Annotated in this window: 1 protein-coding gene; it reads right to left on the reverse strand. The window is 75.5% G+C overall.

The window, feature by feature from the left end; genetic code table 11:
- Positions 1 to 3: 3 nt before the first annotated feature.
- Positions 4 to 19131 carry a non-ribosomal peptide synthase/polyketide synthase gene (locus AB0N90_RS21045; protein ID WP_365198653.1) on the reverse strand — a complete coding sequence of 6376 codons (19128 nt, stop codon included), beginning with the start codon at positions 19129 to 19131 and terminating at the stop codon, positions 4 to 6.
- Between the last annotated feature and the right edge of the window lie 360 nt (positions 19132 to 19491).

The following is a 19491-nucleotide window of genomic DNA, read 5'->3' on the forward strand; positions in this document are numbered from 1 at the left end:
TCCTCACCGTTCGTGGTCGTTGCCGCCGAGCGCGGCGTCTTCGTCGTCGGGGCCGGTGCCTTGACCGTCGGGGCCGTCGGGGCCGGTGCCGTGGTCGTCCTCGGCGTCGCCGTACGCGGCGTCCTCGAATTCGCTCAGGATCTGCTCCTCCACCAGGAGCGCCAGGGCGGCGACGGTGCGGGAGACCAGGACGTCGCGGGGGGTCAGTGTGATGGCGAACGCGTCGTTGGCGCGGGAGGCGATGAGCAGGGCGCGCATGGAGTCGCCGCCGAGCAGGTAGTAGTCGTCCTCGGCGCCGACGGACGTCCCCAGGGTCTCCTCCCAGATGTCCGCCAGTGCCTCCTCGGTGGGGGTGCGCGGTGCCACGTACTCGGGCCGGTCCCGCTCCTCGGCCGGTGCCGGTGCGGGCAGGGCCGCCCGGTCGGTCTTGCCGTTCTCGGTGAGCGGGAAGCGGTCGAGCGCCACGAACGCCGACGGGATCATGTGGCCCGGCAGGAACCGGGCGGCCAGGGACCGCAGTTCGGTCGCGGCGGGGGGTTCGGCGCCGGGGGCGGTGAGCAGGTGGGCGACCAGGCGCGGCAGTCCGGGTTCGTCCTCGCGTACGGTCACCACCGCGTCCAGCACGTCCGGGTGGCGTACGAGGGTCGCCTCGACCTCGCCCGCCTCGATGCGGTGGCCGCGCAACGTGAGCTGGTGGTCGGTGCGCCCCAGGTAGTGCAGTTCGCCCCCGCTGTCGCGGCGCACCAGGTCGCCGGTGCGGTACATGCGGGTGCCGGGCGGCCCGAACGGATCGGCGCGGAACCGGGCGGCGGTCAGTCCCGGGCGGCCGAGGTAGCCGCGGGCCAACGCCGGTCCGGACAGCCAGAGTTCACCCGGGACCCCGGCGGGGACCGGCCGCAGCCGAGTGTCGAGGACGTAGGCGCCGGTGGCGGGCAGCGGGCGGCCGATGGGCGGTGCGCCGCCGTCCGCCGTCAGCGGCGCCGACCAGGTGGCGACGACGGTGCCCTCGGTGGGGCCGTAGGAGTTGACCATGCGGTGGTGCGGCGCCCAGCGGGCCACCAGGTCGGCCCCGCACGCCTCGGCGCCGACGATCAGCGTCTTCAGGTCCGGCAGGGTGCCGGGGGTGCCGGGGGCCAGGGTGGCGAGCGCGGCCGGGGGCAGCAGGGTGTGGGTGATGCGCTCGGCCCGCAGGACGTCGGCCAGTTCGGCGCCGAGCAGCGGTCCGGGCCGGGGGACGACGAGCCGGGCGCCGTGCGGCAGGGACATGCACAGCTCCAGCACGGAGGCGTCGAAGCTGGGCGTGGCGAAGGCCAGCACCCGGTCGCCCTCGGCCACTTGATAGTGGGCGGCCTCGGCGGCGGAGAACGCGGCGAGCCCGCGGTGGGTGACGACGACGCCCTTGGGGGTGCCGGTGGAGCCGGAGGTGTAGATGACGTAGGCCGGGTCGTCCAGGTCCAGCGGGCGCCTGCGGTCGGCGTCGCCTGGCCGGTGTCCGGGGACCTCGTCCGGCGGTGCGGCGAGCAGTCCGGCGATCTCCTTGGCGTCGAGGGTCAGGGTGGGGGCCGCGTCGCGCAGCATCAGCGCGATCCGCTCCTCGGGGTAGGTGGGGTCCACGGGCAGGAACGCGGCGCCCGCCTTGGCCACCGCCAGCTGGGCAAGGACCATGTCCACGGAGCGGGGCAGCAGCAGCGCGACGATGTCGCCGGGTCCGGCGCCCCGGGCGATGAGCCGGTGTGCCAGCCGGTCGGCCCGCGCCGCCGCCTCGGCGAAGGTGAGCAGGGAGCCGGGCGCGGCGAGCGCGGGTGCGTCCGGCCACCGGTCGACAGCCGCCTCCACGAGGGCGGGCAGGGTGACGGCGGGCACCTCGCCCGAGGCCGGGCGGGACGGTCCCCGCAGCAGCCGCTCGCGCTGTGCGGGCGGCAGCACATCGAGGTCGTCGAGGCGGGCGGTGCCGTCCGTACCGGCCAAGGTGTGCAGGGTGTGCAGCAGTTGGGCGGCGAGGGCATCGGCGGTGTCCGCGTCGAAGCACCTGGGGTCGTAGCCGAGTTCGACGGCGAGCCGGTCGCCGGGCGAGACCACCACGGTGAGCGGGTAGTTGGTGGCCTCCCGGGCGTCCAGGTCACGCAGGGCGAGCCCGTGGGCGCCGGCGGTCGCGTCGCCCACCGGGTAGTTCTCGAACACCACCAGGCTCTCGAACATGCCGGTACCGGGCGGCATTTCGGTGAGGGTGTGCAGCGCGTTGAGGGGCAGGTGGTCGTGGCGCCGGTCCTCCGCCCGCGCCTCCTGCACCGCGCGCAGCCAGCCGGCCGCGGGCGCGCCGCCGTCGACAGTGATCCGGGCGGGCAGCGTGGTGATGAACAGGCCGGTGATGGTGTCGGCGCCGGGCAGGTCGGCGGGCCGTCCGGAGACGGTGGTGCCGAAGCACACCTCCGGCTCGCCGCTCCACCGGGCCAGCAGCAGCGCCCAGGCGCCCTGCACCAGGGTGTTCAGGGTGAGCCGGTGCCGCCGGGCGAAGTCCTGGAGCCCCCGGGTCTCCTCGGTGCCGAGCCGCTGCGACAGCCAGGTGCCCGAGCGTGCCGTGGTGCCGGGGGCGGGCCTGCGGTCGTACGGCAGCGGGGTCGGTGTGCGCAGCCCGGACAGGGCCTCGCGCCAGTGGTCCTCGGCGGGTCCGGTGCCGCGGGCGGCCAGCCAGGCGGCGTAGTCACCGAACGGGCGGCGCTCGGGCAGCCGGGGCCGCTCGCCCCGGGCCAGTGCCTCGTGGGCGGCCAGCACGTCGGCCAGGACGTGGAAGACGCTCCAGCCGTCCAGCAGGACGTGGTGGAAGGTCCAGACGACTCGTACCGCGTCCGGTCCGAGCCGGATCAGGGCGAGCCGCAGCAGCGGGGCGTGTTCCAGGGCGAGGCCCCGGGCCCGTTCGTCGGCGAGCAGCCGCTCCAGCTCCGCCGCCCGCCGGTCCGCGGGCAGCGCGCTCCAGTCGTGCTCGGTGACGGGCAGGACCGCGTCCCGGTGGACGATCTGGAGCGGTACGGGCACGCCGTGCAGGGCGACGGAGGTGCGCAGCACGGGGGTGCGGTCGACGACGTGCTGCCAGGCGGCCGCCAGCGTGCCCGGGTCGCGGGCGCCGTCCGCCACGAAGGTGATCTGCTCGACGTACAAGCCGTGTTCGGCCTCGTCCAGGCCGTGCATCACCATGCCGGTCTGGGTGGGCGTGAGCGGGTACACGTCCCCGACGTCCGCCCCGGTGCTGACGAGCCGGTCGACAGTGGTCTGGTCCAGTGGCGCGAGCGGGAAGTCCGACGGGGTGCGGCCGCCGGTGCCGGGTTCGGCGCAGTGCCGGACGATCACGCGGAGTTCGCCGACCAGTTCGGCCGCGAGTCGGGCGACGGTCTCCGGCCGGTGCACCTCGCGGGAGTACGACCAGGTGAACTCCAGCCGGTCGCCGGTGACCCGGCCGAGGACGTCCAGCAGGTAGGGGCGCTCCGCCGCGCGGTCCATGCCGCCGGTGAGGCCGTCGCCGTGCGGTGCGCCCAGCAGGCCGCCCGGCGCGGGGGTCCGGTCCTGCCGGCCGAGGTAGTTGAAGCACACCTGCGGCAGTCCGGGCAGTGCGGCGCCCGCCGTGGGGTGCAGATGGCGCAGCGCGCCGTAGCCGAGGCCGCCGTTCGGTACGGCCCGCAGGTTCTCCTTGACGGACTTGAGCACGGTGCCGGTGTCCGCGTCCCGGGGCACGTCCAGGGCGACCGGGTACACGGTGGTGAACCAGCCGGTGGTGCGGGCGAGGTCGGTGTCGGTGAAGAGTTCCTCGCGGCCGTGGCCCTCCAGGGTGACCGCCACCCGGTCCCGGCCGGTCCAGCGGGCCAGGACCCGGCCCAGCGCGGTGAGCAGGACGTCGTTGACGCGGGTGCGGTACGCGTCCGGCACGTCCTGGAGCAGGCGGCGGGTCTCCTCGGCGTCGAGTCCGGCGGTCAGGCTCTCCTCGTCGGCGACGGTGTTCGCGCCGCCGGTGCGGTCGGCCGGGAGAGCGGTCCCGGTGTCGGTGCCCCGCCAGTGGGCGAGTTCGGCGTCGAAGCCGCCCGCCTCGGTGTGCGCGGCGAGCCGCCCGGCCCACGCCCTGAACGAGGTGCTCTTGGCGCCGAGTTCGGGCCGCGCCCCCTCGCGCAGGGCTCGGTAGGCGCTCTCCAGGTCCTCCAGGATCAGCCGCCAGGACACGGCGTCCACGACGAGGTGGTGGGCGGCGAGCAGCAGTACCGGCCGTCCGGCGTCGCCCGTGCGGCACAAGGCGGCGCGCAGCAGCGGTCCGTGGGCCAGGTCGAACCCGGCGCCGAGGGCGGCGGCCACCTCGCGTGGCTCCGCGTCCCGGTGCATCTCCAGGTGCACGGCGGTGTCGCCGGGCGCGGTGCCGTACTGCCGCCACCGGCCGTCACCAAGCGCCTCGAAGCGGTGCCGCAGCGCGTCGTGGTGCTCCAGTACGGCGGCCAGGGCGGTGCGCAGCACCGACTCGTCGGGGTCCTCGGTCAGTTCGAAGGAGACCGTCTGGCTGAAGTGCGCGGGGTCCCCGGTGAGCGTGTCGAGCAGCCAGTGCTGTACGGGGGTGAGCGGGGTCTCGCCGGTCACCGGGCCCTGTTCGGCTCCGGCGGACGCGGCACTGGACGGCAACTTCTCGGCCGCGGCCGCGAGTTCGGCGAGGGTCTGGTGGGTGAACAGGTGCCGGGGGTTCAGGGCGAGTCCGGCGCGGCGGGCGGCGGAGACGATCTGGATGCCGAGGATGGAGTCGCCGCCGAGCATGAAGTAGTTGTCGTCCGCGCCCACTTCGGGCACGCCCAGCACCTCGGACCAGATGGCCGCGAGGGTGTGCTCCGCCTCGGTGTGCGGCGGGCGGCCCGCTCCGGTACCGGCGGCCGGTGCGGCCCACTCGGGGGTGGGCAGGGCCCGCCGGTCGAGCTTGCCGGTGGCGCCGAGCGGCAGCCGCTCCAGCGGCAGGACGAGGGCGGGGACCAGATGGTCGGGGAGGCTGCCCGCGAGGAAGGCGCGCAGTTCGGCGGGGTCCGGCAGACCGGTCGCGCGGGGCACCGCGTAGCCGATGAGGCGGCGGTGGCCGTCCTGCTCCACCACCCGGGCCGCCGCGCCCGCCACGGCCGGGTGGCGGGCCAACGCGGCCTCCACCTCGCCGAGTTCGATACGGAAGCCGCGCACCTTCACCTGGTCGTCGCCGCGCCCGAGGTAGACCAGCTCGCCGTCGGCCGTCCAGCGGACCCGGTCGCCGGTGCGGTACATACGGCTGCCGGCGGGCCCGAACGGGTCGGGCAGGAAGCGGGTCGCGGTCAGGCCGGGGCGGCGCAGATAGCCGCGGGCCACGCCGGTTCCGGCGAGGAAGAGCTCGCCGGGCGCGCCGACGGGCACCGGGCGCATCCGCTCGTCCAGCACATAGGCGCGGGCACCGCCGAGCGGTCGGCCGATCGGCGGGTCGCGATCGGGGTCGGCCGGGTCGCAGGTGAAGGCGGTGGCGTAGACGGTGGCCTCGGTGGGCCCGTAGATGTTGCGCACCTCGCTGCCGGGAACGGCGTCGCGGACCCGGCGCACGGTCCGGGCGGGCAGCCCCTCCCCCGCGAGGACCACGGTGTCGGCAGTGACCTGTACGGCGTCCTCGGCGAGCAGCCGGTCCAGGGCGGAGGGCACCGCGCTGAGCAGCCCGGCCCGCCAGGGCCCGGGGCGTTCGGCGAGGGCCAGCAGGTCGCGGACGATCTCGACGCAGCCGCCGGAGAGCAGCGGGGAGAAGATCTCGAAGACCGACACGTCGAAGTTGAGCGAGGTGGAGGCGATGACATGGGCGAGGCCCCGGCCGGTGAACTCGGCCGCCGCCCAGTCGGTCAGGGCGAGGACGGAGGCGTGGCTGACGACGACGCCCTTGGGGCGGCCGGTCGAGCCGGAGGTATGGATCACATAGGCGGGGTGGCCGGGCAGCAGGGCGCTGCGGCGTTCGGCGTCGCCGACCGGGGTGTCCGGCAGCCGGGGGCCCGGTTCCTCGTCCAGCAGGATGCGGGTGCACGGTCCCTCGGGCAGTCGCCCGGCGGTCGCGGCGGCCGTGATCACGGCGTCGGGCCGTACGTCCTCGAAGAGGAACGCGACGCGCTCGGCCGGGTACTGGGGGTCGACCGGCAGGTATCCGGCGCCGCTCTTGAGCACCGCGAGGAGCGCCACGATCAGGTCGGCGGTGCGGGGCAGGCACAGGGCGACGAAGCGCTCGGGGCCGGCGCCTGCGGCGATGAGCCGCCGGGCCAACCGGTTGGCGCGGGCGTCGAGTTCGGCGTAGGTGAGGCACTGGTCGGCGTGGCGGACGGCGATGGCGTCCGGGGTGCGCTCGGCCTGCCGTCGGAACGCCTCCGGCAGGGTGCCGTGCGGCAGTTCGGCCACGGGTCCGCCCAGGCGGTCCACCAGTGCCCGCGCGTCGGCCGCGTCGAGCAGGGGCAGTTCGGCGAGGGTGCGGCCGGGGTCGTCGGCCATGCCGGTCAGCAGGGTGCGCAGGCTCTCGCCGAGCGCCCGTACCGTCGTGGCGTCGAAGGCGTCCGGGTCGTAGTCCAGGTTCACGGCGAGTGCATCACCGGGCGCGACGACCACGCTGAGCGCGTAGTTGGTCGGTTCCAGGTCCCGTTCCTGTTCCATGGACAGGCCGTGCCGGGCCAGCGCGTGCTCGTCGAAGGGGTAGTTCTCGAAGACCACGATGGAGTCGAACAGGCCGGTGCCGCCGGGCACTTCGCTCCAGGACTGCAACTGGGCGAGCGAGACGAAGTCATGGCGGCGGGCCTCGGACTGGGTGGCCTGGAGTTCGCGCAGCCAGTCCAGCAGCGGGCGCTCCTGATCGACGCGGGCCCGGGTGGGCAGGGTGTTGATGAACAGGCCCACCATCGAGGTGACGCCGGGCAGTTCGGCGGGCCGCCCGGAGACGGTGGTGCCGAACACCACGTCGGTGCCGCCGCCGTAGCGGGACAGCAGCAGCGCCCAGGCGCCCTGGATGATGGTGTTCAGGGTGAGTCCGGAACGCTGGGCGGTCTCGCGCAGCCGTGCCGAGACGTCCGGGGCGAGGGTCGTCCGCACCGTGTCGCAGGAGGAGGCGCGGTGGGCCTCGGCGGGCCGCCGGTCCCGGGGCAGTTCGGTGGGGGCCTGGAACCCGGCGAGGGCGGCCCGCCAGTGCCGTTCGGCACGTGCGGTGTCCTGTGCGGCGAGCCAGCGCAGGTACTCGGCGAACGGCCTGCGCTCGGCCGGTCGCGGACGGCGCCCGGAGGTGAGTGCGGCGTACCGCTCGCAGACCTCGTCGAAGACCTGGGCGGCGCTCCAGCCGTCGAGCAGGACGTGGTGGAACGTCCACACCAGGCGGACCCGGTCGGGCGCGAGCCGGATCAGGGTCAGCCGCATCAGCGGCGCACTGCCCAGGTCGATGCCCTGCTCCCGGTCCGCGGCGAGCAGTCGTTCCAGGTCGCCCGCGCGGTCGTCGCCGGCCCGGCCGGACCAGTCGTGGTGGCTGACGGGTACGGCGGCGCGGTGCCGGACGACCTGGAGCGGCTCCGGGGTCTCCTCCCACACCAGGTGGGTGCGCAGCACCGGGTTGGCGTCCGCGGTGTGCTGCCATGCCTCGGCGAGCGCGTGCGGGTCGGTGACCCCGTTCAGCACCAGCTGCACCTGGTTGACGTAGGTGCGCCCGGCCGGGTCGAGCAGGCTGTGGAAGAGCATCCCGGCCTGCATCGGGGTGAGCGGGTAGATGTCCGCGACGTCCCGGCCGGTACCGGCGACGCGGTCGACGGCTCCCTGGTCCAGGCGGGCCAGCGGGAAGTCCGAAGGAGTACGGCCGCCCGCCTCGGGGCGGGCGCAGTGCGCGACGATGTCGCCCAGCGCCCGCAGCACGCCCTCGGCGAGCGCGGTGACGGTGTCCTCGTGGTGCCGTCCGGCGCTGTAGTACCAGGTGATCTCCAGCCGGTCGTCCTCGACCCTGGCCACCACGTCAAGGAGGTGCGGGCGCTGAGTGCCGGTGGCCTCGGCGCCGCCCAGGCCGCCGGGCACCGCCCCGACGAGGGTGCCGCCGGCCCCGGACCAGTCGAAGCGGCCCAGGTAGTTGAAGCTGATGGCGGGCTCGGGTGCGCCGGTGAGCCGGGCGTCGCGGACGAGGTGGCGCAGCACGCCGTAGCCGAGGCCGCGGTCGGGTACGGCGCGCAGCTGCTCCTTGACGGTCTTCAGGGCGGTGCCCCAGTCGCCGGGCGGGACGGTCAGGGCGACCGGGAAGAGCGAGGTGAACCAGCCGACGGTGCGGGACAGGTCGATGTCCTCGAACAGCTGGTCCTCGCGGCCGTGGCCCTCCAGGCCGATGGCGACGGTGCCGTGCCCGCTCCAGTCGGTGAGGACCCGGCCGAGCGCGGTGAGCAGGACGTCGTCGACGCGGGTGCGGTAGACACCGGGGACGCGGCGCAGCAGGGCGTCGGTGCGGTCGCGGTCCAGCCGGACGGTGACCTCGCGGACGTCTGCCATGGTGTTGCCGCCGGTGCCGTCCACGGGCAGTGGGTCGGCGCAGTGCCGGGCGGCCCGCTCCCAGTGGTCGAGCCGGGCGGCGAAGGCGTCTGCGTGTTCGCGCAGCCTGCGGACCCACGCGTGTGCGGAGGTGGTGCGGGCGGGCAGTCGTACGGGCTCTGCGGCCAGGGCCTGCCGGTAGGCGGTCTCCAGGTCCTCCAGCAGGATGCGCCAGGAGACGCCGTCGACCACCAGGTGGTGGGCGACAAGCAGCAGCCGGGCGGGCCGGGTGCCGTCGGCGGTGAACAGGCGGGCGGTGAACAGCGGTCCCGTCGCCAGCCGCATTCCGGCGTGGGCCGCCGCCGTGACGAGCTCCTCGGCGCGCGGGTCGTGGACCTGGAGCAGGTCGGGCGCCGGGGCGTCGGCGGCGGGGACGTCCTGCCGCCAGGCGCCGTCGGCGTCAGCATCGGCATCGGCATCGGCATCGGCGGTGAACCGGGCGCGCAGGGCGTCGTGTCGGTTCCACAGGGCGGTGAGGGCGTGGCGCAGCGCGTCCTCGTCCACCGGTCCGGCCGCCTCGATGACGACGGACTGGTCGAAGAGGTCGGCGTGCTCCGGGCGTGGGTCGAGGAACCAGTGCTGGATCGGGGTGAGGTCCGCCGCCCCGCTGACCGGTGCGGTGCCGGTGACGGCGGGCGCGGCGGAGCCGTCCGCGGCGGCCAGTTCGGCCACCGTGGGGTGCCGGAAGAGGTCGCGCGGGGTGAGCGTGAGCCCCGCCGCCCGGGCGCGGGAGACGACCTGGATGCTGAGGATCGAGTCGCCGCCCAGCATGAAGAAGTTGTCGTCGACGCCGACCCGTTCCACGCCCAGCAGCTCCGCCCAGATCCCGGCGAGCAGCCGCTCGGTGTCGGTGCTCGGCGCGCGATGGGCCGACTCGGCGCCGGCCCCCCAGTCGGGGGCGGGCAGCCGTCGCCGGTCGACCTTGCCGTTGACGGTCAGCGGCAGCTCGGACACGGTGACGAACGCGGCGGGCAGCATGTAGTCGGGCAGACCGTCCGCGAGGTGGGCGCGCAGTGCGGCGGCGGCCGGGACCTCGGCGCCGGGCGCCGGGACGAGGTGGGCGGCCAGGCGTTTGCGTCCGGCGTCCTGGTAGAGGGAGACGACGGCCTCGGCGACGGCGGGGTGGGCGGTGAGCCGGGCCTCGATCTCGGCGGGTTCGACGCGGAAGCCGCGGATCTTGATCTGGTCGTCCGCGCGGCCCACGAAGTGCAGTTCGCCGTCGGCGCTCCAGCGCACGATGTCACCGGTGCGGTACATCCGTTCCCCGGCCGGTCCGAAGGGGTCGGCGAGATAGCGGGCGGCGGTCGCGCCGGGCCGGCCCGCGTAGCCCCGGGCCAGTCCGGCGCCCGCGATGTACAGCTCACCGGGGATGCCGGGCGGCTGCGGCTGGAGGGCGGCGTCCAGGACGTACACACGGGTGTCGTCCAGCGGGCGGCCGATGGGGAGCACGGCGGGCAGCGGGTCGCCGGTGCGGAAGGCGCGGCGGGTGGCGAAGGTGGTCGTCTCGGTGGGGCCGTAGCCGTCCATGACGGTCAGGCCGGGGCAGGCGTCCAGCACCCGGCGCACCACCGCGCCCGGCACCGCCTCGCCGCCGGTCCACACCTCGCGCGCGCCGCGCAGGCAGCCGGGGTCCTCCTGGGCGAGGAGCCGGAACAGTCCCGCGGTCAGCCACAGGCAGCTCACCCGCTGTTCCGTGACGGCTCTGCGGACCTGGGCGGTGTCCAGTTCGGTGGGCGGGGCGAGCACGGCGGTGCCGCCGCGCAGCAGCGGTACCCACAGCTCGTAGGTGGCGGCGTCGAAGGCGTGCGGCGAGTGCACGAGGACCCGGTCGTGCCCGGCGAAGGCGCGGTCCAGGGCGAGGGCGGCGACGTCCCGCTGGCGGACCGCGACGCCCTTGGGGGTGCCGGTGGAGCCCGAGGTGAACATCAGGTACTGCGCGTTGTCGGGGTGCACGGGCGGCAGGGGGCGGGCGGGTACGGGGCCGTCCGCGCCGGGCGTGTCGTCGGCGCGCAGCACGCCGTCGCCCGGCAGCACCGCACGGGCCGTCTCCGCCCGGGCGGCGTCGGTGAGCAGCAGGTCGGCGCCGGCCTCGGCCAGCATCCGGCGCAGCCGTTCGGCGGGCGCCCTGCCGTCCAGCGGCACGTACACCCCGCCGGTGCGGACGAGGGCCAGCTGGGCGACGACCAGGGCCACGGAGCGGTCCATCAGCACGCCGACCGGGCGTTCCGGCGCCACCCCGAGGCCGGTGAGCCGGGACGCCAACCGGGCTGCGCGGGCGTCGAGTTCGGTGTAGGTGAGGTGTTCGTCGACCGCTTCCAGGGCCAGGGCGTCGGGGGTGCGGCGCACCTGCGCGGCGAAGAGCTCCGCGACGGTGGTGGGGGGCCGGCCGGTGGCGGTGTCGTTCCAGGCGCGCAGCACCTGTTCGCGGCGGTCCGGGGCGAGCAGCGGGAGCCGGGCGGGCGGGCGCCGGGTGCCGTCGGGCATCCCCGTGAGCAGCACGGTGAGGTATTCGGCCAGCCGCTCGGCGGTCCCCGCGTCGAACAGGTCGGGGTCGTACCCGAGGCGCAGGGTCAGCTCCTGGCCGGGGTAAGCGGTCAGGCTCAGCGGGTAGTTGGTGGTCTCGATGCCCTCCAGGCCGCTCAGGCGCAGTCCGTGGGCGGCGGCGAGGTCGTCGTCCACCGGGTAGTTCTCGAAGACGACGATGCTGTCGAACAGGCCGACGCGTTCCGGCAGTTCGGTGAGGGCGCGCAGCCGGGTGAGCGGCAGGTGGTCGAACCGCCGGTCCTCGCTCTGGTCGTGCTGGAGGGCGCGCAGCCAGTCGAGGAGGGTCCCGTGCTCGGGGACGGCGGCCCGGGTCGGCAGGGTGGTGATGAACAGGCCGGTCATGGCGTCGGCGCCGGGCAGCTCGGGCGGGCGGCCGGAGACGGTGGTGCCGAACACCACCTCGTCCCGGCCTGACTGGCGGGCCAGCAGCAGCGCCCAGGCGCCCTGCACCAGGGTGTTGAGGGTCAGCCCGGAGGTCCGTGCCAGCTCCTCCAGCGCCCGGCTCGCCGCCTCGGGCAGGGTGGCCCGTACGGCGTGGGTGGACTCGGCGCGGTGGCTCTCGCGCGGTTCGCGGTCGTACGGCAGCGGGGTGGCCTCGGTCAGCCCGGCCAGCCGGTGCCGCCAGTGCCGTTCGGCCTCCGCGGTGTCACGGGCGCGCAGCCATCCGACGTAGTCCCGGTACGGCGGGCGGTCCTGGAGGGCGTCGGGACCGGTGCCGCCGGTGAGGGCGAAGACGTCCGAGAGGACCTGGAACAGGCTCCAGCCGTCGAGGAGCAGATGGTGGAAGGACCACACCACACGCACCGCGGTGTCGGAGACCCGGGCGAGGAGCAGGCGCTGGAGCGGGGCCCGTCCGAGGTCGATGCCCTCGGCGCGGTCGCGGTCCAGGACGTCGTCGAGGCGGGTGCGCCGCTCCCCCTCCGTCAGGTCCCGCCAGTCCAGGTGGGTGACCGGTACGGCCGCGTGCCGCCGGACCACGAGCAGCGGCTCGGGGACGTCCTGCCAGACGACCCGGCCGCGCAGCACCTCGGCGCGGTCGGTCACCCGCTGCCAGGCGGCGGCGAGGGCCCCCGGCTCGTCCACACCGTCCAGGACGAAGGTGAGCTGCTGGAAGTAGACGCCCCGGTCGTCCTGGGACAGGCCGTGGAAGAGCATGCCCGCCTGGGTCGGGGTGAGCGGCAGGACGTCCGCGACGGCGGCCGGGTCCGTGCCGGTGAGGCGGTCCACGGCGTCCTGGTCGAGCCGGGCCAGCGGGAAGTCGGACGGGGTGCGCCCGGCGGCGCCGGGCCGGGCGGCGAACCGGGCCAGGTCCGCGAGCGCGTCGGCGAAGCGTCCGGCCAGTTCCCCTACCGTGTCCTCGGTGTGCAGCCGGTCCGAGTAGAACCAGGTGAACTCCAGCTGGTCGTGGACCAGTTGGCCGACGACCTCCAGGGCGTGCGGGCGCTCGGCCGCCGGGTCGGCGTCCAGTTCCAGCGGCCGTACGGTGCCCCGGTACAGCCCGTCGGGCGCGGCCGAAGTCCCCATCCGGCCCAGGTAGTTGAAGCTGAACTGCGCCTCCGGGGTACCCGGATCGCCGCCGGGTCCGGCCAGGTGGCGCAGCGCGTCATGGCCCAGGCCGTGCCGGGGTATCGCGCGCAACTGCTCCTTGACGCGCTTCAGTACGGCGTCCCAGTCGTCGTTGCCGGGGACGGCGAGGGCGACCGGGTACCTGGTGGTGAACCAGCCGACGGTGCGGCTGATGTCCAGCTCGGGGAAGAGTTCCTCGCGGCCGTGTCCTTCGACGTCGACCACCACCCGGTCCCGGCCGCTCCAGTCGCACAGGGCACGGCCGAGGGCGCTGAGCAGGACGTCGTTGATCTGGGTGCGGTAGGTGTCGGGCAGGGTGTGCAGCAGGACCGAGGTGTCCTCGGGGGCAAGGCGCAGGGTGAACGCGCGCTGCGAGGCGTAGGTGCCGGCGCCGTGCTCCGGTCCGGCCGGTACCGCCGGTTCGGTGTCCGGGACCGCCCGCGCCCAGTAGTCCCGCTCGTCCTCGAAGCCGCCGTCCGCCGCGTGCGCGGCCAGCCGCCCGGCCCACTGGCGCAGCGGCGAGGACTTCGCGGGCAGGGCCGCCGCGCCGTCGGCGCCGGTGCGGCGGGCCCGGTAGGCGCGGTCGAGGTCCTCAAGGAGCACCCGCCAGGACACGCCGTCGACCACCAGGTGGTGGATCGCGAGGTGCAGCACGGCGGGCCTGCCGGATCCGCTGTCGTGCAGCACGGCGCGCAGCAGCGGTCCCCGGGCGAGGTCGAAGGGCCCGAAGTGCGGGGTGTCCGTGTCCGGTCCGGTGTGCCGGGCCAGCCGGATGCGGGGCATCCGCTCGTCGATGAACCAGACGGCCTCGCGGCCCTGCCCGCCGGTGTCGGCGAACCGGGAGCGCAGGGCGTCGTGGTGCCCGGCGAGGTCGTTCAGCGCGTCCTCCAGCGCGGCCGCGTCCAGGTCGTCGGGCATCTGGACGGACAGCGCCTGGGAGAAGTGTCCGGCGTCCCGCACCCCGGCGCCGAACAGCCAGTGCTGGATGGGCGTCAGCGGGGCCGTGCCGGTGGCCTCCTCCGGTGCCGGGGCTGCCTCGTGGAGCCGTCCTGCGGCGTCGGCGCAGCGGGCCAGGGCGGCGACCGTCTGGTGCTGGTAGACATCCCGTGAGGTCAGCGCGAGGCCGTCCTGCCGGGCGCGGGCCACGACCTGGATGCTGAGGATCGAGTCGCCGCCGAGTTCGAAGAAGTTGTCGTCGACGCCGATGCGTTCCGTGCGCAGCACCTCCGCCCAGATCGCGGCGAGCGCGCGCTCGGTGGGGGTGCGGGGCGCGACATGCCGTACGGCGCGCACGGCGGGGCCCGGGTCGGGGAGCCGGCCGCGGTCGACCTTGCCGTTCGGGCTGAGCGGCAGGCTCGCCAGGAGGACGACCGTCGCCGGGACCATGTAGTCGGGCAGGGTACGGCCGAGTTCCCGGCGCACGGCCTCCGGTTCCACCGGCTGACCGGCGGCCGGGACGACATAGCCGACCAGGCGCCGGTGGTCCTCGCCCTCACCGGTGACGGCGGTGGCGGCGGCCTCGGCCACGCCCGCGCAGCCGCGCAACGCCTCCTCCACCTCGCCCAGTTCGATGCGGAAGCCGCGCACCTTGACCTGCTGGTCGATCCGGCCCACGTACTCCAGGCAGCCGTCGGCGGCGCGGCGCACCAGGTCGCCGGTGCGGTACATGCGCTCCCCCGGCGCGCCGAACGGGTCGGCGACGAACCGGGCCGCGGTCAGCGCGGGACGGCGCAGGTAGCCGCGGGCCAGACCGGCACCGCCGAGATACAACTCACCGGTGACGCCGACCGGCTGGGGCCGCAGCCGGCCGTCCAGGACGTAGGCCCGGGTGAGCGCGACCGGTTCGCCGATGGGCGGGGCCTGGTCGGGCAGCCGGTCACCGGCGAACCAGGCGGTGGCGTAAACGGTGGCCTCGGTGGGGCCGTAGATGTTGGCGATGCGGGCCGCGGGCATGGCGGCCCGCAGATCGTGCACGGTCTGCGCGGGCAGCGCCTCACCGGCCAGGACGACGGTGTCCGCGGCCAGCGGCGCCGTACCGCCCGCGACCAGGCGGGAGACGACGGAGGGCACCCCGCTGAGCAGCCCGGCGCGCCGGGGTCCCGAACCGTCGGCGAGGGCCGGGAGATCGGCGACCACCTCGACCGTGCCGCCGGCCGTCAGGGGGCACAGCAGCTCGAAGACCGAGACGTCGAAGTTGAGGGAGGTGGAGGCGATCACATGGCCGAGCCCGGCGGCCTTGAACCGCTCGCCCGCCCACGCGGCCAGGGCGGCGACGCCCCGATGGGTCACCACCACGCCCTTGGGGCGGCCGGTGGAACCCGAGGTGTAGATGACGTAGGCGGGATGGTCCGGCAGCAGCGGCCGGAGCCGGTCGGCATCGGTGAGATCCCTGTCGGCCCGCGCCGCGTCGTCGAGTTCCGTACCGGCCCGCGCCGCGTCGTCGCCCCACACCGCTTCGTCGCACTCGTCCAGCAGCAGCGGCGCGCAGTCGTCGGGCAGGGCGGCGGCGGTCTCGCGGGTGGCGAGGACCAGGGTGGGCCGGGCGTCGCCGAGCATCAGCCGGATCCGCTCGATGGGATAGCCGGGGTCGACGGGGAGGTAGGCGGCGCCCGAGGTGAGCACGGCCCACAGCACGGGCACGAGATCGGCGGAGCGCGGCAGGCAGAGCGCGACCAGGGTCTCGGGTCCCGCGCCACGCGCGACGAGCAGCCGGGCCAGCCGGTTGGCGCGCCGGGCGACCTCGGCGTAGTCGAGCCGGGTGGTGCCGTGGACGACGGCGGTACGGTCCGGGGTGCGGGCCGCCTGCGCGTGGAACAGCTCGGGCAGCGTGCCGTGTCCGGTGCTCGCGGAGCGGTGGGCGGGCGGGTTCCAGGTGTCCACCAGCGTGCGCTGTTCCTCGGCCGAGAGCATGGGCAGCTCGGCCAGCGGGCGGCCGGGGCCGTCGGCCATGCCTTCCAGCAGGCGGTGCAGATGCGCGGTCAGACGGGCCGCGGTCGCCGCCTCGAACAGGTCGGTGTTGAACTCGGCGGTCAGCACACAGCCGCCGTCCGCGTCCGGCGTGAACTCCAGGACCAGGTCGAAGCGCGCGGCCGGGCGGGGCAACGGGTGCTCCGCGAGGCGCAGTTCACCGGCGCGCGGCGGGACGGGGAGGGCGGTCTGCTGTACGACGAGCACCTGCACCAGCGGGGTGCGGCTGGGGTCGCGGGGCGGGGCCAGTTCCTCCACGACCCGGTCGAACGGCACCCCGTCGTGGGCGAAGGCGTCCAGCACCGTCGTCCGCATGCTCTCCACGAACCGGTCGACGGTCGCCCGTTCGTCCACCTCGCCGCGCAGCACCACCGTGTTGGCGAAGAAGCCCGCCACGTCCTCCAGGTCGCGTCGGCCGCGTCCGGTGGTCACGGTGCCGAACGCGATGTCCCGCTGGCCCGAGTAGCGGGCGAACAGCAGCGCGGCGGCGCCCGCGAACAGGGTGAACACCGTGGTGCCGCGTCCCGTGGCCAGTTGCCGCAGCCGGGTCACCAACTCGGCGGGCAGCGCGTGCCGGTGGGCGGCTCCGGCGGTGGTGCGCACGGCCGGACGCGGCCGGTCGGCGGGCAGCTCCAGGTGCTGGAGTCCGGCCAGGTGCCGCTTCCAGTAGGCGAGATCGGCCGTGTCCGCGCCGGAGCTCCGCTGCCGCCCTTCCCATACCGCGAAGTCCGGGTACTGCACGCCGGGTCGCGGCAGGCCGTCCGGCTCTCCGGTGGTCTCGGCGTGGTAGAGGGCGGCCAGTTCGCGGGTCAGGATGCCCACCGACCAGCCGTCGGTGACGATGTGGTGCTGGGCGAGCAGGAGCAGGTGGTCCTCGTCGGCGAGCCGCACCAGCAGGGCCCGGGTGAGCGGCCCGGCGGCCAGGTCGTGGGGGCGGCCCAGTTCTTCGGTGAGCAGGGCCTCGGCGGCTTCGGCGCGGCGCGCCGGAGGCAGGTCGCGGACGTCGGCCGTGCGCAGCGGCAGGTCCGGCTCCGCCGCGATCCGCTGGCGGGCCTGTCCGTCCGCCGTGGCGAAGGTGGTGCGCAGGGCGGCGTGCCGGGCGGCGAGGCGGTGCAGGGACCGGTGCAGCGCTGCCGGGTCCAGGGCGCCGCGCAGCCGCAGGGAGACACCGGTGTTGTACTCGGTGCCGCCCGCGCTGAGTTCGTCCAGGTACCACAGCCGTCGTTGCGCGCTGGACAGCGGCAGCCCGGCCTCGTGCGGGACCGGGGGTATCGGCTCGGTGGGCACGGCGGCCGAGGGGTCGGCGAGGAGCGGGGCGAGGGCGGCGATCGTCCGCGCCGAGAAGACGTCCCGCACGGTCAGCCGGACACCCAGCTCGTCCCGGATCCGGGACAGGGTGCGGGCGGCGAGGATGGATTCGCCGCCGAGGTCGAAGAAGTCGTCCGTCACGCCGATCTCGGCCACGCCCAGGACGTCCGACCAGATCGCCGCGAGCGCTCGTTCCTCGTCGGTGCGCGGCGCCAGGTGGCCGGCCGCGGCCGTGCGCTCCGGCGCGGGCAGGGCCCGTCGGTCGATCTTGTTCTGCGGGGTGAGCGGCATCCGGTCGAGCACCACGACCGCGGCCGGCACCATATGGGCGGGCAACCGCGCGGCCACGGCGGCCCGCAGGGCCGCGGGGTCCAGGGGGCGTGCCGAACGGGGTAAAGGGGCGGCCGGGTCCGGGGCGCTGGCGGGCAGCTGTCCGGCCGGGGTGACGTAGCCGACGAGGCGCTGGTGCCCCGGCTCGTCCTCGCGTACGACGACCACGGCCTCGCCGACGGCACCGGCCCGGCGCAGGGCGGCCTCGATCTCACCGGGTTCGATCCGGAAGCCGCGGATCTTCACCTGCCGGTCGAGGCGGCCCAGAAACTCCAGTTCCCCGTCGGGAGTTCGGCGCGCCCGGTCCCCGGTGCGGTACAGCCGGGCCCCGGCCGGGCCGAAGGGATCGGGCACGAAGCGGGTGGCGGTCAGGCCGGGGCGACCGAGGTAGCCGCGGGCCACCGCGTCGCCGCCGACGAACAACTCGCCGTCGGTGCCCGGCGGTACGGGCCGCATCGCGGCGTCGAGCACATAGGCCCGGGTGTGCGGCAGGGCGTCGCCGATCGTCGGGGTGCCCCGCCCTGCGGTGAGCGGTCCGGTCCAGGTGGCGACGATGGTCGCCTCGGTCGGACCATAGGAGTTGATCATGCGGCGGCCGGGTGCCCAGAGGTCGACGAGCCCGGCCGGGCAGGCTTCGGCGCCCACGATCAGGGTGCGCAGATGGCGCCCGGTGCCGGTCTCGGGCCCCGGCAGGGTGGCGAGCGCGGCCGGTGGGATGAGGGCGTGGGTGATGCGGTGCTCGTCCAGGACCGCCGCGAGTTCGTCGCCCAGCCAGGGGCCGTGCGGCGGTACGACGAGGGTGGCACCGGACAGCACCGAGATGAACAGCTCCAGGACGGAGGCGTCGAAGCTCGGCGAGGAGAACTGGAGCACGCGGTCACCGGGACCCACGGCGTACCGCTCGGCCGCGGCGGTGACGAAGCCGCCGATGCCGCGGTGGGTGACCGTCACGCCCTTGGGGGTGCCGGTGGAACCGGAGGTGTAGATGACGTACGCCGCACTGTCGACCCCGGCGACCGACCCGCCGTCGCACTCCCGCGCGAGCTCCGCGCTGTCCCGGGCGTCGGGCGACGCGCCGCCCCGACCGGAGGCATCGAAGGTGACACCGGACGCGGAGTCATCGGCACGCGCCCCGGCGACCGGCTCCCCGCCCCGCTCCCCCACGGGCTCCGCACCATCGCGAGCGCCGGCCGACACGCCGACCCGACCAGGGACGTCGAAAGCGACGGCGGACGCGGAGTCATCGGCACACGCCCCAGCGACCGGCTCCCCGCCCCGCTCCCCCACAGGCTCCGCACCATCGCGGGCCTCGGACAAGGCTCCGACCCGACCGGAGGCATCGGGGGTGACACCGGACACGGAAGCGTCGCCGCACACCCTGGCGACCCGTCCCCCGTCCCCCTCCCCCGCGGGCTCCGCGGCGCCGCGGCCGTCGAGCACCTCGCCCACCCGGCCCACGTCGTCGAGGGTGACGGCGGGTGCCGCGTCGGCGAGCATCAGGGCCCGGCGCTCGGCGGGATAGCCGGGGTCCACGGGCAGGAAGGCGGCACCAGCCCAGGAGACGGCCAGTTCGGCGGCGATGAGTTCCATGGAGCGCGGCAGGACCAGCGCGACCACCCGGTCGGGCCCGGCGCCCCGGCGTACCAGATGTGCGGCCAACCGGTCGGCCCGATCGGCCAGTTGACGGTAGGTCCAGGTCCGCCGGCCGTCCGTGAGGGCCGGTGCGTCCGGGGTGCGGGCCACCCAGGCGGCGAACAGCGCGCCGAGCATCGGGTGCGCCCCGGTCGTGCTGCTCTCCGCCACGCCGGTGGGGCCGGAGCGCGGCAGGGCGGGCGCCGATGCGGGCTTGTCGTGCGGGTCCGTCATGGGTGTAGTCCTTTGGAGAGCGGGACGATGCGGCACGGGCCATGAGGGCGACCCGGGCCCACCTCGGGGGCGGCGCGCTGGAACGGGGGGCACACCGGGTGTGCGCAGTGATGCGGGACGAACGGGGCTGCCGGTACCGGTCGGGGTGACCGGCACCGGGGTGTGACGGACGGTGGGGTGACCGGCGCGGTGACGATTCCCGCGCCCTCGATGTCCTCCGGTCGGCCGGACGACGGCCGCGCCGACACGCCGGGTGGTACGGCGGCATCCGGCCCGGACACGCGCCGCCGGGCGAAGCGCACGTACCGGGTACGGGCACCCCACTGGAGGCGGGACCGGATTCCGAGGCGGGGGCGGGTG

Source organism: Streptomyces sp. NPDC093018 (genome assembly GCF_040684035.1).
Classification (GTDB): Bacteria; Actinomycetota; Actinomycetes; order Streptomycetales; family Streptomycetaceae; genus Streptomyces; species Streptomyces murinus.